Origin of the sequence: Streptomyces coelicoflavus (assembly GCF_045041415.1) — a bacterium.
In the GTDB taxonomy this organism is placed as follows: Bacteria; Actinomycetota; Actinomycetes; order Streptomycetales; family Streptomycetaceae; genus Streptomyces; species Streptomyces coelicoflavus.
Genome location: NZ_CP108218.1, coordinates 6,463,821 through 6,477,443 on the forward strand (window position 1 = coordinate 6,463,821; position 13,623 = coordinate 6,477,443).

Genomic DNA, 13,623 nt, shown 5'->3' on the forward strand with positions numbered 1-13,623 from the left:
GGCAATCGTTCGAGGTCGTTGGCGCGTCGAACGTAGGTAACCAGGGTGAACGGAAGATGAACTGGGCAGGGCGTCACGGTGACCGGAAGCGGTGCCGGAGTCTCCCTCTGCGTGGCCGCACCGGTGCTCTCCGGAGACGCCCCTGGCAGGATCGTCGGAAAGCCGTTCGGCGACGGGTCGTGAGGGGCGTGCGGGACGCCCGGGAGGAGACGGTGACTGTGACGCATTCGCGGGCCGCGGGGACGGACGGGACCGGGGAGTCGCCCGGGGCGCGGGCCGGGGAGCCGGCCACGGCGGCGGCCTGGGCGGAACTCGTCGCCGCCGCCCGCCGGACGGTGGCGGACGGACTGGTGGTCGGCACCTCCGGCAACGTCTCGGTGCGCGTCGGCGACACGGTCCTGGTCACCCCGTCGGGCGTGCCCTACGACCGGCTGACCCCGGCCGACGCGACCGGCGTCGACCTGGACGGACGGCAGATCCTCGGCACGCTGGTCCCCACCAGCGAACTGCCCATGCACCTGGCCGTGTACCGCGCCGACCCGGCCGCCCGGGCCGTCGTCCACACCCACGCCGTGCACGCCACGGCGGTCTCGCTGCTCGTGCCGGAACTCCCGCCGGTGCACTACATGACCGCCGCGCTCGGCGGCCCCGTCCGGGTCGCCCCGTACGCGGCCTACGGCACCGACGAACTCGCCCGCGGCATGCTCGACGCGCTCGCCGGCCGCACCGGCTGCCTGCTGCGCAACCACGGCACGATCACCTACGGCACCTCCCTCGACCAGGCCTACGACCGGACCGCCCAGCTCGAGTGGATGTGCCGCCTGTGGCTGACGGCCTCCTCGGTGCCGGGCCACTCGCCGTCCCTGCTGACGCCGGACCAGCTCACGGAGGTGACGGAACGCCTGCGCGGATACGGGCAGCGGAGCTGACGCGTGCCGGGCGGCCCAGCGGGTACCGGCTACGGGAAACGAACCGCCCGTCACCCACCGTCACGCGTCCACTGGCCGCCCGAGGACTCCACCAGGAGACTGGCCCCATGCGCACTGTTGTCACCGCAACGGCAGCCGCCGTCACCGCAGCTCTGGCGACCGGGGCGGCGAGCGTCGCCGCCGGCCGGTACGCCAGCGACGCCGCGCTGAAGGCGCCCCCCGGCCGGCCCCTGCCCACCGAGCCCCGGCTCACCGTGCACGGCACCGCCGCCGGGCAGATCACCCTCACCCGGGACCTGGCCGCACTGCGCCCCGGCCGGTACGGGCTCGCCGGGGACGGGTCGCACGCGGTCGTCGGCCCGGTCCTCGGCACCGTCGAGCACGGCGCCGACACCGTCGTGCGCCGCCTCGAACGGGTCACCCACGGCACCCTCGAGGCCGGTGACCGGGCGTGGTTCACCCCGAACCTGTACGTCGGCAACCCCGGCACGGCCCTCGGCCTCGAGTACACCGACGTCGAGGTCCCCGGGGAACTCGGCCCGCTCCCGGCCTGGTTCGTGCCCGGCGCCCGCCCGACCTGGATCGTCGCCGTGCACGGCCTGGCCGCCACCCGCGAGCACGCCATGAACCTGATGGAACCCCTGCACCGCAGGAGCGTCCCGGTCCTCGCCCCGGCGTACCGCGGCGACGTCGGCGCGCCGCCCTCGCCCGACGGCCTGCACCACTTCGGCGAGACCGAGTGGCGCGACGTGGACGCGGCCGTCCGCTACGCCCTCGACCACGGCGCCCGCCAGGTCGTCCTGCTCGGCTGGTCCACCGGCGCCACCATGGCGCTGCGCACCGCCGCGCTCTCGGGCGTGCGCGACCGCATCGCGGGGCTCGTCCTGGACTCCCCGGTGCTCAGCTGGGAGACCACCCTGCGCGCCCTGGCCGCCGCCCGCCGCACCCCCGCCGCACTTCTGCCCCTCGCCGTCCGCGCCGCGCAGGGCCGCGCCGGGCTGCACGGCGACCGGGACACCGGTACCGCCGGTCTGCACCGCCCGGCCGTCCCCACCCTGATCCTCCACGGCCCCGACGACACGGTGGCCCCCTGGCACCTCTCCCGCCGCCTCGCCGACACCCACGCGCGGCTGGTCTCCCTCCACGCCGTCCGCGACGCCCCGCACGGCGCCATGTGGAACGCCGACCCCGCGGACTACGAGGAGACCCTGCGCCGCTTCATGACCCCACTGGTGTGACCTTGCCGGCGCGACCCCGCCACCGCCCGGTCGCGCCCCCGCCCCGGCGACCGCCGACGCGGTTCCGTTTGGCGCCGTACCACTGGCCCGATCCGGTGCCCGGAAGGCGCGCCCGAGCCCCGTGCCCGCCGTACCAGGAGGCCCCGGAGGCATTCCGTTTGGGTTTTCGGACCGTCAACCGGAAGACTGCACCCGTGACGTCCCGTATCCCGCGCGACTCCAGGCTTCGACTCGTCCGCTCCCGACCCCTGGCCGCCGCCCCCCAAGCGATGAACCAGCGGCGTTCGCGCCGCCCCGCGCCGCGCCCCCCGGAGGGCACCCCGGCCCGGTCGGAGCTGGCCAGAATGGCACGCTCCGGTCTCGCCGGCGCGGCCCGCGTCGCCCGCTGGGCGGACTCCGCCCTCGGTCCCGGCCGCGGCAGCGCGACCGCCGACGGCAAGGCCACCCTGTCCGACGCCACCGCCGACCACGCGGCCCGCGAACTGGGCCTCACCGCGGCCGAGGTGCGCGCCGACTGGGACACCGCCCGCCTCGCCGGACTGATCGAGGTGCACGGCGACACCGCCCGTCCCGGCTGGCGGCTGCGCGCCTGGAACCGCGACGACAGCGCCGTGCTGCGCGGCTGGGTCGCCCTCTTCGACGCCTGGTCGCTGGCCCACCCCGAGCCCGCGGAGGAGCCCGCGGTCGTCGCCGAGGTCGTCTCCGCGATGCCCCAGGTGCTCTCCTTCCTCCAGCTGTCCGCCGGACCCGTGCCCGTGGCGCAGCTCCTGGACCTGCTGGAGCAGCGCGTCACCGAACTGCGCACCGAACGCTGCGAGGTGCCCTACGGTCCCCAGCCGGCGCCCGGCACCGCGGGAGCGGTCCCGCCCGCCCCGGAGCCCGCCGACGACACCCCGCTCGCCCCGCTCCTCGACTGGGCCCTGCACGCCCTCGCCTCCGTCGGAGCCCTCACCTGCGGCGACGGACACGCCACGCTCACCCCGCTGGGCAGCTGGGCGGTCTGGGTCAAGCTGGAGCAGATCTGCGTCGCCGCGCAGAGCCCCGCCGGCAACATCGAGCAGTCGGCCGAGGGCATGCTCCGCGGCTGCGGCCGGCTCCGCCCCAACGCCGCCCGCGACGAGTACCGCGCCTGGCTCGCCGCCCGTCCCGTCGGCAGCGCCGTCGCCGAGCTCCTCGGCGCCGCCCGCGGCGAGGACGCCCTGCTGCGCGGCCTCGCCTTCGACGCGCTGCGGGTCGTCGGCGCCCCCGCCGAGCCCGACGTGCGCGGCGTCGTCGACGAGCCGACGCTGCGCCCGTACGCGCTGCTGTGGCTGGCCGAGCACGACGGCGCCGACCCCGAGGACGCCCACGAGGTCCTCACCCGTCCGGAGGCCACCTGGCTGTGGGTCGACACCGCCGCGGCCGTCGCCGACCACGGGGAGGCCCCGCTGCTCGTGCGGCACCTGGAGTCGGCGGTGCAGGCCACCGTCCCCGCCCTGCTCGACGAGGTGCGCGCGGTCGGCCACCCCCGCACGGTGCAGGTCCTGGTCGCCCTCGCCGCAGCGCACCCCGACCCGGCCCTGGCCAAGGCGGTCCGCCGGGCGGCCTTCCAGGTCCACACCGGGGGCGGCTGAGCGCCGCGGCCCACGGCGGACCGCCGGAGGCTACCCGGGTACCTCCGGCGCGTACGTCCCGAAGCTCCAGACGTTGCCCTCCAGGTCGCGGGCCATGTAGTCCCGCGAGCCGTAGTCCTGGTCGGTCGGCGGCATCAGGATCTCCGCGCCGTGCTCCACGGCCCGCCGGTGATGGGCGTCGACGTCCGCCACCACCACGTACACCCCCGTGGTGCCGCCGCTCTTCATCGCCTCGTCGAACCGGCCGCCCTTGCCCTTCGAGCCGAGCATGACCACGCCGTTGCCCTGGACCAGCTCGGCGTGGGCGACCGAGCCGTCCTCGTCCTCGTACACCGCGAGCCCGGTGAAGCCGAAGGCCTCGGTGAGCTGCCGGATCGCCGCCTTGGCGTCCGCGTACTGGAGCGTCGGGCAGATGCTCGGGCGCCCGCCCGCAATGCCTGCCATGCCGATCACTTCCTCGTGAGCCGGTGGCCCGTGCTGTTTTGGGCCCGTTTCGCCCAGTCTCGCACCGGCCACCGACAACGCTCACGGGGAAAAGCGGTTGCACGGCCCCGTTAGACTGGCCCTCATGGCCATTCTCCTCGTGCATTAGACGGCGGGATCCTCCACCACCGCCCACCCCGCCAATCCACCTGCCCTGGAGTCTGACCGTGATCTCCGCCTCCGGCATCGAGCTGCGCGCCGGTGCCCGTGTCCTCATCGAGAGCGCCACCTTCCGCGTCGCCAAGGGCGACCGCATCGGCCTGGTCGGCCGCAACGGCGCCGGCAAGACCACCCTCACCAAGGTCCTGGCCGGCGAGGGCCAGCCCGCAGCCGGTGCCGTCACCCGTTCCGGCGAGGTCGGCTACCTCCCGCAGGACCCGCGCACCGGCGACCTCGACGTGCTCGCCCGCGACCGCATCCTGTCCGCGCGCGGCCTGGACACCCTGATCCGCAAGATGCGGGAGAACGAGCAGCGCATCGCCAACGGCCAGGGCAGCACCCGCGACAAGGCGCTCCGGCAGTACGAGCGCCAGGAGACCGAGTTCCTCACCAAGGGCGGATACGCCGCCGAGGCCGAGGCCGCCACCATCGCCGCCGCGCTCAACCTGCCCGACCGGGTGCTCGGCCAGCCCCTGCACACGCTCTCCGGCGGTCAGCGCCGCCGTATCGAGCTGGCCCGGATCCTGTTCTCGGACGCCGACACCCTGCTGCTCGACGAGCCGACCAACCACCTCGACGCCGACTCGATCATCTGGCTGCGGGACTACCTGAAGACCTACCGCGGCGGCTTCATCGTGATCTCCCACGACGTCGACCTGGTCGAGACGGTCGTCAACAAGGTGTTCTACCTGGACGCCAACCGCTCCCAGATCGACGTCTACAACATGGGCTGGAAGCTCTACCAGCAGCAGCGCGAGGCCGACGAGAAGCGCCGCAAGCGCGAGCGGCAGAACGCCGAGAAGAAGGCGTCCGCGCTGCACTCGCAGGCCGACAAGATGCGCGCCAAGGCCACCAAGACCGTCGCCGCCCAGAACATGGCCCGCCGGGCCGACAAGCTGCTGGCGGGCCTGGAGGCCGAGCGCAAGTCCGACAAAGTCGCCAAGCTCCGCTTCCCCGAGCCGTCCCCGTGCGGCAAGACCCCGCTCATGGCCGAAGGCCTGTCGAAGTCGTACGGGTCGTTGGAGATCTTCACCGACGTCGACCTGGCCATCGACAAGGGCTCGCGCGTCGTCATCCTCGGCCTCAACGGCGCGGGCAAGACGACCCTGCTCCGTCTCCTCGGCGGCGCCGAGAAACCCGACACCGGCGAGGTCATCGAGGGCCACGGTCTCAAGCTCGGCTACTACGCGCAGGAGCACGAGACCCTCGACCCCGAGCGCACCGTCCTGGAGAACATGCGCTCGGCCAACCCAGACCTCGACCTCGTGGAGGTCCGCAAGACGCTCGGCTCGTTCCTGTTCTCCGGCGACGACGTCGACAAGCCCGCCGGCGTCCTCTCCGGCGGCGAGAAGACCCGTCTGGCGCTGGCCACCCTCGTGGTGTCCTCGGCGAACGTGCTGCTCCTCGACGAGCCCACCAACAACCTCGACCCGGCCAGCCGCGAGGAGATCCTCGGCGCGCTGCGCACCTACAAGGGCGCCGTCGTCCTCGTCACCCACGACGAGGGCGCCGTCGAGGCGCTCCAGCCGGAGCGGATCATCCTGCTTCCGGACGGCGTCGAGGACCTGTGGGGCGCCGACTACGCGGACCTCGTCGCCCTCGCCTGAGCGTCACCCTCGCTTGATCGAATGGATGATCCACTGGTGGTGGATCATTCGGCCGATGCGTGATCCACCATCTGTGTGAGATCTCCTCATCAAGAGGTGTGTCCTACATCGAATTCGCGGCCGGGCCCCCATCGCCGGGGGCCCGGCCGCCGCGCCTTTCTGACCAGGAATTTCGCGGGAAAACCCGTTCGGCCGAACGGGCCCGATTCTTTGGAATCACGGATTCCGTATGTGGGGACGCGCTCCTGTCGTCACAACCTTGTCTCATCGACCTTGCCGAATGGGTGGCCATGAGCGCCGGGAGGGGTGATCATGAGAAGACCAGAGCGCACTTCCCATGAGGAGGCACGGGTGGCCGAGACTCTGAAGAAGGGCAGCCGGGTTACCGGCGCCGCGCGCGACAAGCTCGCGGCAGACCTGAAGAAGAAGTACGACGCCGGTGCGAGCATCCGGGCGTTGGCCGAGGAAACCGGCCGCTCGTATGGCTTTGTGCACCGCATGCTCAGTGAGTCGGGCGTCACGCTCCGAGGGCGTGGCGGGGCTACCCGGGGCAAAAAGGCCACATCGGCCTGACGTCCCGGGCGGCTCCCGGCTCCCAACTTGTTCCGAAAGTGATGGTGGCCACCCGGCCGGTCGTCCGACCGCTCGGGTGGTTACTGTGCAGTCATTTAGCCCTGCCGTCGCACGGCGCACCGTCCGTCGCGCGGCGGGGACGACGACCGCACCTTTCGGAGGCGCCCCATGGCTTCGCCCGCCCACGACCCCGGTCCCGCACTCGACCAGGACGGCGTGCGGCTCACCGTCGACGACGCGATCGCCACGGTGACGCTGACCAACCCGGCCAAGCGCAACGCGCAGAGCCCCGCTCTGTGGCGGGCGCTCACCGAGGCCGGCCGGCTGCTGCCCGGCTCCGTCCGGGCCGTGGTGCTGCGTGCCGAGGGCAAGTCGTTCTCGGCCGGGCTCGACCGGCAGGCGTTCACGCCCGAGGGCTTCGACGGCGAACCGTCGTTCATCGACCTCGCGCGGGGCGGCGACGCCGAGCTGGACGCGACCATCGCCGAGTACCAGGAGGCGTTCACCTGGTGGCGGCGCAGCGACCTGGTGTCGGTCGCCGCCGTCCAGGGACACGCCATCGGGGCGGGCTTCCAGCTGGCCCTCGCCTGCGACCTGCGGGTCGTCGCCGACGACGTGCAGTTCGCCATGCGCGAGACCAGCCTGGGCCTCGTACCGGACCTGACGGGCACGCATCCCCTGGTGTCCCTCGTCGGCTACGCCCGCGCGCTGGAGATCTGCGCGACCGGGCGCTTCGTCGCGGCCGAGGAGGCCGTCAGCACCGGCCTGGCCAACCTCGCCGTGCCCGCCGACCAGCTCGACCCGGCGGTGCACGACCTGGTGGCCGCGATCCTGGCCGCACCGCGCGACGCGGTCGTCGAGACGAAGGCGCTGCTCCAGGGCGCCCGCACGCGGGACTACGAAGCCCAGCGCACCGCCGAACGCGCCGCGCAGGGACGCCGCCTGCGCGACCTGGCGGGCCTCGGGGAGTAGGAGCCGCTCCCGGGAGCCCGGTTCCGGTTCCCCGGCCCACGGCGGCGGCCGCGCGCACCGTGCGCGCGGCCGCCGCCGTCGTGGTTCCTCCCGCCTGCCACATCCGTGGCGCGCGCCCCCGCGACCCCGCCTAACGTGGACACAGGACCACGACCGGAAGGGACGGACGGCGATGAGCGACATGGAGAGCCACCGGAGCGGACAGGACACGATCGACACCCCCGGAGCGGTCAAGGCCCAGACCGTGCGGCGCGGCGGCGGAGACCCCGGAGCCCGGGGACGGACCACGATCGCCGACGGCGTCGTGGAGAAGATCACCGGAATGGCGGCCCGCGACGTCGCGGGTGTGCACGCCATGGGCAGCGGGATGTCGCGGACCTTCGGCGCCGTGCGCGACCGGGTCCCCGGCGGGACCAGGTCCGGGGTGACGCGCGGGGTGAAGGCCGAGGTCGGCGAGAAGCAGACCGCCCTCGACCTGGAGATCGTCGTCGAGTACGGCGTGTCGATCGCGGACGTGGCCCGGGACGTACGGGAGAACGTGGTCGCGGCGGTGGAGCGGATGACCGGGCTCGAGGTCGTCGAGGTCAACATCGCGGTGAGCGACGTGAAGCTCCCCGACGAGGAGGACGAGGAACCGGAGCCCCGGATCAAATGACACGGACCGAAACAGACGGCGGACCGGGACGGCCGGCGGACCGGGACGGACGGCGGACCGAGCGGTGGAGGACCGAACGGTGGAGGACCGAGCGGTGAGTGAGGGGAGCGCACCATGAGCATGGCCGTGGTCGGCATGATCGCCGGCATGGCACTGGGCTTCGCCGGATACTTCGGCGGGTTCGGCGCCTTCCTGCTGGTGGCGGCCCTGGGGGCCGTCGGGTTCGTCGTCGGCCGCCTCCTGGAGGGGGACATGGACCTCGGGGACTTCTTCCGCAGCCGCGACGACCGGCGGCGGTGACCGCCGTGAGCGAGGGGGCCGGCGAACTCCTCGAACCCCTGGCCCGGGTGGCGCCGGGCGAGCGCGGCGCCACCCGGATCGCCGACCGGGTCGTCGCCAAGGTCGCCGCCCGGGCGGCGCGCGAGGCTCTCGGCCCGCTCCACCCGGACGCCGCACGGCCGTACGCCACCGTCGTCGTCCACCACGACAGTGCCCGTGTCAGCGTCCACCTGGAACTCGACTACCCGTGCGACATCGGCGCCCGCTGCGGCCGGGTGCGTCACCAAGTCGTCCAGCGGGTACGCGCGTTGGTGGGCATGTCGGTGCCGGAGGTCGCCGTCCGGGTGGAGCGGCTGCACCTGGCGGCGGAGTACGGCGCGAGGCAGGGGAGGACGCGATGAGCGAGCCCCGGGACGCGGGGACGGGCGAGGGCGCCACCCAGCGCCTGCCCGTCGTGGAACGCGGCACGGAGCCGGCACCTCAGGAGCGTGGGCCCGGAATCCAGGACGGGGCCGGGGGCGGCCGGGCCGGCCGCTTCTGGTCCCCGCGCCGCCTCCCCGCCGGGCTCGTGGCGCTCCTGCTCCTGCTCCTCGCCGGAGCCTTCCTCTACGACGTCGTCGCGGTGCGCGCCGGCCGGTCCGCGCTCGGCTGGCGCCGCGACCTGGCCCGGCAGCTCGTCGAACGGCCCGTCGACGACACCTGGGTGCTGGTCGGCGCGGGAGTCGCCGCGGCCCTCGGGCTGTGGCTGCTCGTGCTGGCCCTCACCCCCGGTCTGCGCCGGGTGCTGCCGATGCGGCGCACGCACCCCGACGTACGCGCCGGACTGCACCGGGACGCCGCCGCCACGGTGCTGCGCGACCGGGCCATGGAGGTGTCCGGGGTGCAGGCGGCACGCGTGCGGCTGCGCCGCCGCCGGGCCCGCGTACGGGCGCTGTCGCACTTCCGGGAACTGGACGACGTACGGGCCGATCTGGACGGCGTGCTCGACGACGCGGTGCGCGGCCTCGGCCTGGCCCGGCCGCCCGCCGTGTCGCTGCGGGTCAAGCGTCCCGGACGGAAGGGGTGAGCGCGGTGCTCAGGACCGTGAACCGGGTACTGACCGCACTGGCGGGACTGGTCCTGCTGGCCGTCGGCGGCGCGGTGCTGGCCGTCGGGTTCGACGCCCCCGCACCCTCCTGGTGGGTCCACCAGGGGCCGCACGACGTGCTGCTGAGCAACGCCGAACGGACCCGGTGGCGGGACGCGGGCTGGTGGTGGCCGGTCGTCATCGCGGCGCTCGCCGTCCTGCTGCTGCTCGCCCTGTGGTGGCTCGTCGCGGTGGTGCGCCGCCGCAGGCTCACCGAGGTCCTCGTCGACACCGGGGACGGAGAGGGCGCCACGCTGCGCGGCAGGGCGCTCGAGGACGTCCTCGCCGGCGAGGCGGACCGGGTGGACGGGGTGGAACGGGCCGGTGTCCGGCTCACCGGCCGCCGCGACGCCCCGAGAGCCCGCGTCCGGCTGCTCCTGGCCCCGCACGTGGACCCCGGCACCGCCCTGCACGAGCTCACCACCCGCGCCCTGACCCACGCCCGCGGTTCGGCGAACCTGCCGTCGCTCCCGGCGGAGGTCCAGCTCCGGGGCGTCAAGCACGGGGCCGAGCGGGTCAGCTGAGGACTGCCGGGCCGCGTTCTCCCGGCTCAGAACCCGTGCCGCAGGCCGCCGTCCACCGGCAGCATGACGCCCGTGATGTACGACGCCGCCGGGGAGAGCAGGAACGTGGACACGCGGCCGAACTCCTCCGGTGCGCCGTAGCGGCGCAGCGGGATGCGGGACTCGGCGGCCGCCCTGGTCGCCTCCGGGTCGGCGGACAGACCGTCCAGCTCGCGCACCCGGTCGGTGTCGACGCGGCCCGGCAGCAGGCCGACGACGCGGATGCCGCGCGGGCCCAGCTCGTCGGCGAGGGACTTGGCGAGGCCCGCGAGCCCGGGGCGCAGGCCGTTGGAGATGGTCAGGCCCGGGATCGGCTCGTGCACCGAGCCCGACAGGACGAAGCCGATCACCCCGCCGTCCGTCAGCTCGGCCGCCGCCGTCCGGGCGAGGCGCACCGCGCCGAGGAACACCGACTCGAACGCCGTCTGCCACTGCTCGTCGGTGTTGTCGGCGACGAACCCGGGCGGCGGCCCGCCCACACTGATCAGCACGCCGTCGAAACGGCCGAAGTGCTCGCGGGCGGTCGCGATCAGGCGCGCGGCGGCCTCCGGGTCGGCGTTGTCCGCGGCCACGCCGACCGCGTCCGGTCCCAGTGCCGACGCCGCCTCGGCGACGCTCTTCCCGTCCCGCCCCGTGACGACCACCTTCGCCCCGTCGGCGACCAGTTCGCGCGCGGCGGCGTTGCCCAGGCCCCGGGTGGCTCCCGTGACGACGTACACCCGGTCCTTCAGTCCAAGATCCATGGCCCTATCCTGCCTTCTCCTCCCCGAACAGGGCGAGGGCCGTGTTCACCAGGCCGACGTGGCTGAAGGCCTGCGGGAAGTTGCCGAGCTGGTGCCCGGCCACCGGGTCGTACTCCTCGGCCAGCAGCCCCACGTCGTTGGCGAGCCCCACCAGCCGCTCGAACAGCTCCCGGGCCTCCTTGGTCCGGCCGGTGGCGTGCAGCGCGTCCGCGTACCAGAACGAGCACACCAGGAACGTCCCCTCGCCGCCAGGCAGCCCGTCGACCCGGCGGCCCTCGGTGCTGTAGCGGCGCACCAGACCGTCCCGGGTCAGCTCCGCGCCGATCGCGTCGACCGTGCCGACGACGCGCGGGTCGTCCGGCGGCAGGAAGCCGACGCGCGGGACGAGCAGCAGCGAGGCGTCCAGTTCCCGCGAGCCGTAGTACTGGGTGAAGGTGTTGCGCTCCGGGTCGTAGCCCTTCTCGCACACCTCGCGGTGCACCTCGTCGCGCAGCGCGCGCCACGCGTCGAGGTCCCCGCCGCCCAGTTCGGGGTGCGCCTCCAGGGTGCGCACCGCCCGGTCCAGGGCCACCCACGTCATCACCTTCGAGTGCACGAACTGCCGGCGCCCGCCCCGCACCTCCCACAGCCCCTCGTCGGGCTCCCGCCACACCGTGGCCAGGTAGTCCATCAGGGCGCACTGGAGCTCCCACATCTGCGGCCGCGGACGCATCCCGGCCAGCCGGGCCAGCGACAGGGAGTCCATGACCTCCCCGTACACGTCCAGCTGGAGCTGGTTCACCGCGTCGTTGCCGATGCGGACCGGCGTGGACCCGGCGAAGCCGGACAGCCACGGCAGCTCGAACTCGGGCAGCCGCCGCTCGCCCGCGACGCCGTACATGATCTGGAGGTCCGCCGGGTTGCCCGCGACCGCGCGCAGCAGCCAGTCGCGCCAGGCCTCGGCCTCCTCCAGATACCCGGCCGACAGCAGGGCGCCCAGGGTGAGCGTGGAGTCGCGCAGCCAGCAGAAGCGGTAGTCCCAGTTGCGCACCCCGCCCGGCTCCTCGGGCAGCGAGGTGGTGGGGGCGGCGACGATGCCGCCGGTGGGTTTGTACGTGAGTGCCTTCAGCGTGATCAGGGAGCGGACCACGGCGTCCCGGTGCGGGCCCTCGTAGCGGCACCGCGCCGCCCACTCGCGCCAGTCCTCGACGCTGTGCTCCAGCGACATGTACGGGTCGACCAGCGGAGGCCTGGGCTCGTGCGAGGGGTGCCAGGTCAGTACGAACGCGACCTTCTCGCCCGCGGCGACGGTGAACTCCGCGTGCGTCCCTAGGTCCTGGCCCCAGGTGTGCACGTCCGGCTCGCTGCGCAGCCACGCCGAGTCCGGCCCGGCGACGGCCACCCGGTGCCCGTCGGCCCTGCGCACCCACGGCACGATCGAGCCGTGGTCGAAGCGCAGCCGGAGCACGCTGTGCACGGTGACCTCGCCGCTCAGGCCCTCCACGATGCGGACGAGGTCGGGGGCGCGGTCGCGCTGGGGCATCAGGTCGGTGACGCGGACCGAGCCGTCCGCGGTCTCCCACTCGGTGTCCAGGACGAGGGTGTCGGGCCGGTAGGCGCGCCGCGTGCAACGGTCCGCGCCCTTGGGGGCGATGCGCCAGTGGCCGTTGTCGTCGTCGCCGAGCAGCCGGGCGAAGCAGGCGGCCGAGTCGAAGCGGGGCAGGCAGAGCCAGTCCACGGAACCGTCCGTGCCGACCAGGGCCGCGGTCTGCTGGTCGCCGATGAGCGCGTAGTCCTCGATGTGGGGGTGCACGGGGTTTCGTCTTCCCGACAGGAGCACGGAGCAATCGGATCCGCCCGTGCGGACTCGGAGGCTCCCCCGAGGGCTACACCGCCGCGGGTTCCGCCTGCGCCGGCTCCGTCTCCTCGGCGGACTCGCGCTCGCGCCTCTCGCGGCGGACCAGGAACCACCAGCCGACCGGTACGGCCGCGGCGAACAGCCACCACTGGATCGCGTAGGCGAAGTTTAGCGCCGCGTTCTCGTTGCCGGGCCTACCGATCGGCTCCGGGGTCTTGCCCGTCGGCTCCGGTGTCTTCAGGACGACGTACCCGCCGAGTACCCGGGCGTCCAGGCGCTCGGCCTGCTGCTCGCTGCTGATGAGCATGATCTGCCGGTCCGGCAGACCCTCGAGATCCTTGATGCCGCTCGCCTCGGTCGTCTCGTCGGGCATCAGCCGTCCGGTGACGGTGATCTCCCCCCGGGGCGGCGCGGGGATCTCGGGGAACTCCGTCTGGCTCGGCCCGTCGGCGGGGATCCAGCCCCGGTTGACCAGCATGACCTTGCCGTCGTCCAGCACGAACGGGGTCAGCACGTGGTAGCCGATGTTGTCGTCGCCGTCGGTGCGGCGCCGGACGACGACCTCGCGGTCCGTGTCGAAGCGGCCCTTCGCGGTGACGGTCCGGTACCGCTCACGCGTGGTGATCTTCTCGCCGGGCGCGGTCAGCGACTCCACGGGCACCGGCGACGCCTCGAGCGCGCGCGCGACCAGGTCGTTCCGGGCGGTGCGCTCCTCGTAGCGGTGCATCTGCCAGAAGCCCAGCTGGATCATCGTGGGGATGAGCAGCACGGCGACCAGCGTGAGGATCACCCACTGGCGGGACAACAGGAAGCGGTACACGCATCGACGGTACCTTGGCCGGGAGC

The 13,623-nt window shown here is 73.8% G+C and carries 15 protein-coding genes; 11 read left to right on the plus strand and 4 right to left on the minus strand.

Annotation, left to right across the window (positions count from 1 at the left end; all coding sequences use genetic code 11):
• Positions 1-218 precede the first annotated feature (218 nt).
• The 3 genes from OHA99_RS28940 to OHA99_RS28950 all read left to right on the plus strand — a co-directional run bounded on the left by OHA99_RS28940 (position 219) and on the right by OHA99_RS28950 (position 3,780).
• Complete coding sequence (locus OHA99_RS28940; RefSeq protein WP_405698349.1) at positions 219-929, plus strand: class II aldolase/adducin family protein; 711 nt, start codon at positions 219-221, stop codon at positions 927-929.
• A 107-nt stretch (positions 930-1,036) separates the two neighbouring features.
• Positions 1,037-2,167 (plus strand): alpha/beta hydrolase family protein, encoded by a 1,131-nt coding sequence (locus tag OHA99_RS28945; protein WP_405698350.1) that lies wholly within the window; start codon positions 1,037-1,039, stop codon positions 2,165-2,167.
• 194 nt (positions 2,168-2,361) lie between these two features.
• Positions 2,362-3,780 (plus strand): hypothetical protein, encoded by a 1,419-nt coding sequence (locus OHA99_RS28950; RefSeq protein ID WP_194280132.1) that lies wholly within the window; start codon positions 2,362-2,364, stop codon positions 3,778-3,780.
• Positions 3,781-3,810: 30 nt separating this feature from the next.
• On the opposite strand, the gene OHA99_RS28955 is transcribed toward OHA99_RS28950, so the two are convergent.
• Positions 3,811-4,224, minus strand: coding sequence for a VOC family protein (locus OHA99_RS28955; RefSeq protein ID WP_153180500.1), 414 nt, complete (start codon positions 4,222-4,224; stop codon positions 3,811-3,813).
• A 206-nt stretch (positions 4,225-4,430) separates the two neighbouring features.
• Between OHA99_RS28955 and OHA99_RS28960 the strand changes: the two genes are divergently transcribed.
• From OHA99_RS28960 to amaP, 8 genes are all read left to right on the plus strand, one after another.
• Positions 4,431-6,029 (plus strand): ABC-F family ATP-binding cassette domain-containing protein, encoded by a 1,599-nt coding sequence (locus tag OHA99_RS28960; protein ID WP_153180501.1) that lies wholly within the window; start codon positions 4,431-4,433, stop codon positions 6,027-6,029.
• A 351-nt stretch (positions 6,030-6,380) separates the two neighbouring features.
• Positions 6,381-6,602: a helix-turn-helix domain-containing protein gene (locus OHA99_RS28965; RefSeq protein WP_003976983.1), complete on the plus strand. Its 222-nt coding sequence runs from the start codon at positions 6,381-6,383 to the stop codon at positions 6,600-6,602.
• A 168-nt stretch (positions 6,603-6,770) separates the two neighbouring features.
• Positions 6,771-7,574 (plus strand): enoyl-CoA hydratase/isomerase family protein, encoded by an 804-nt coding sequence (locus OHA99_RS28970; protein ID WP_153180503.1) that lies wholly within the window; start codon positions 6,771-6,773, stop codon positions 7,572-7,574.
• Positions 7,575-7,746: 172 nt separating this feature from the next.
• Positions 7,747-8,229, plus strand: coding sequence for an Asp23/Gls24 family envelope stress response protein (locus OHA99_RS28975; RefSeq protein WP_153180504.1), 483 nt, complete (start codon positions 7,747-7,749; stop codon positions 8,227-8,229).
• A gap of 114 nt (positions 8,230-8,343) precedes the next feature.
• Positions 8,344-8,529 (plus strand): hypothetical protein, encoded by a 186-nt coding sequence (locus OHA99_RS28980; protein ID WP_031047637.1) that lies wholly within the window; start codon positions 8,344-8,346, stop codon positions 8,527-8,529.
• A complete protein-coding gene (locus OHA99_RS28985; RefSeq protein WP_153180505.1) occupies positions 8,526-8,909 on the plus strand; it encodes a hypothetical protein in 384 nt (127 codons plus the stop codon). The genes OHA99_RS28980 and OHA99_RS28985 overlap by 4 nt, the downstream gene beginning before the upstream one ends.
• Positions 8,906-9,574, plus strand: a complete 669-nt coding sequence (locus OHA99_RS28990; RefSeq protein WP_405698351.1) for a DUF6286 domain-containing protein — start codon at positions 8,906-8,908, stop codon at positions 9,572-9,574. The genes OHA99_RS28985 and OHA99_RS28990 overlap by 4 nt, the downstream gene beginning before the upstream one ends.
• Positions 9,571-10,158 carry an alkaline shock response membrane anchor protein AmaP gene (amaP, locus tag OHA99_RS28995; protein WP_366474004.1) on the plus strand — a complete coding sequence of 196 codons (588 nt, stop codon included), beginning with the start codon at positions 9,571-9,573 and terminating at the stop codon, positions 10,156-10,158. The genes OHA99_RS28990 and amaP overlap by 4 nt, the downstream gene beginning before the upstream one ends.
• Before the next feature lie 26 nt (positions 10,159-10,184).
• On the opposite strand, the gene OHA99_RS29000 is transcribed toward amaP, so the two are convergent.
• The 3 genes from OHA99_RS29000 to OHA99_RS29010 form a co-directional block, all read right to left on the minus strand.
• Positions 10,185-10,940, minus strand: coding sequence for an SDR family oxidoreductase (locus OHA99_RS29000; protein WP_405698352.1), 756 nt, complete (start codon positions 10,938-10,940; stop codon positions 10,185-10,187).
• Between the two features lie 4 nt (positions 10,941-10,944).
• Positions 10,945-12,732, minus strand: a complete 1,788-nt coding sequence (locus OHA99_RS29005) for a glycoside hydrolase family 15 protein (RefSeq protein WP_153180509.1) — start codon at positions 12,730-12,732, stop codon at positions 10,945-10,947.
• A gap of 73 nt (positions 12,733-12,805) precedes the next feature.
• Positions 12,806-13,597, minus strand: a complete 792-nt coding sequence (locus OHA99_RS29010) for an SURF1 family protein (protein ID WP_164385259.1) — start codon at positions 13,595-13,597, stop codon at positions 12,806-12,808.
• Between the last annotated feature and the right edge of the window lie 26 nt (positions 13,598-13,623).

Excerpts from the sequence above, each read along its gene's own strand:
- OHA99_RS28990 (WP_405698351.1), top strand. The coding sequence starts at position 8,906 with ATGAGCGAGCCCCGGGACGCGGGGACGGGCGAGGGCGCCACCCAGCGC.
- OHA99_RS28980 (WP_031047637.1), top strand. The coding sequence starts at position 8,344 with ATGAGCATGGCCGTGGTCGGCATGATCGCCGGCATGGCACTGGGCTTC.
- OHA99_RS28970 (WP_153180503.1), top strand. The coding sequence starts at position 6,771 with ATGGCTTCGCCCGCCCACGACCCCGGTCCCGCACTCGACCAGGACGGC.
- OHA99_RS28975 (WP_153180504.1), top strand. The coding sequence starts at position 7,747 with ATGAGCGACATGGAGAGCCACCGGAGCGGACAGGACACGATCGACACC.
- OHA99_RS29000 (WP_405698352.1), bottom strand. The coding sequence starts at position 10,940 with ATGGATCTTGGACTGAAGGACCGGGTGTACGTCGTCACGGGAGCCACC.
- OHA99_RS28945 (WP_405698350.1), top strand. The coding sequence starts at position 1,037 with ATGCGCACTGTTGTCACCGCAACGGCAGCCGCCGTCACCGCAGCTCTG.
- OHA99_RS28955 (WP_153180500.1), bottom strand. The coding sequence starts at position 4,224 with ATGGCAGGCATTGCGGGCGGGCGCCCGAGCATCTGCCCGACGCTCCAG.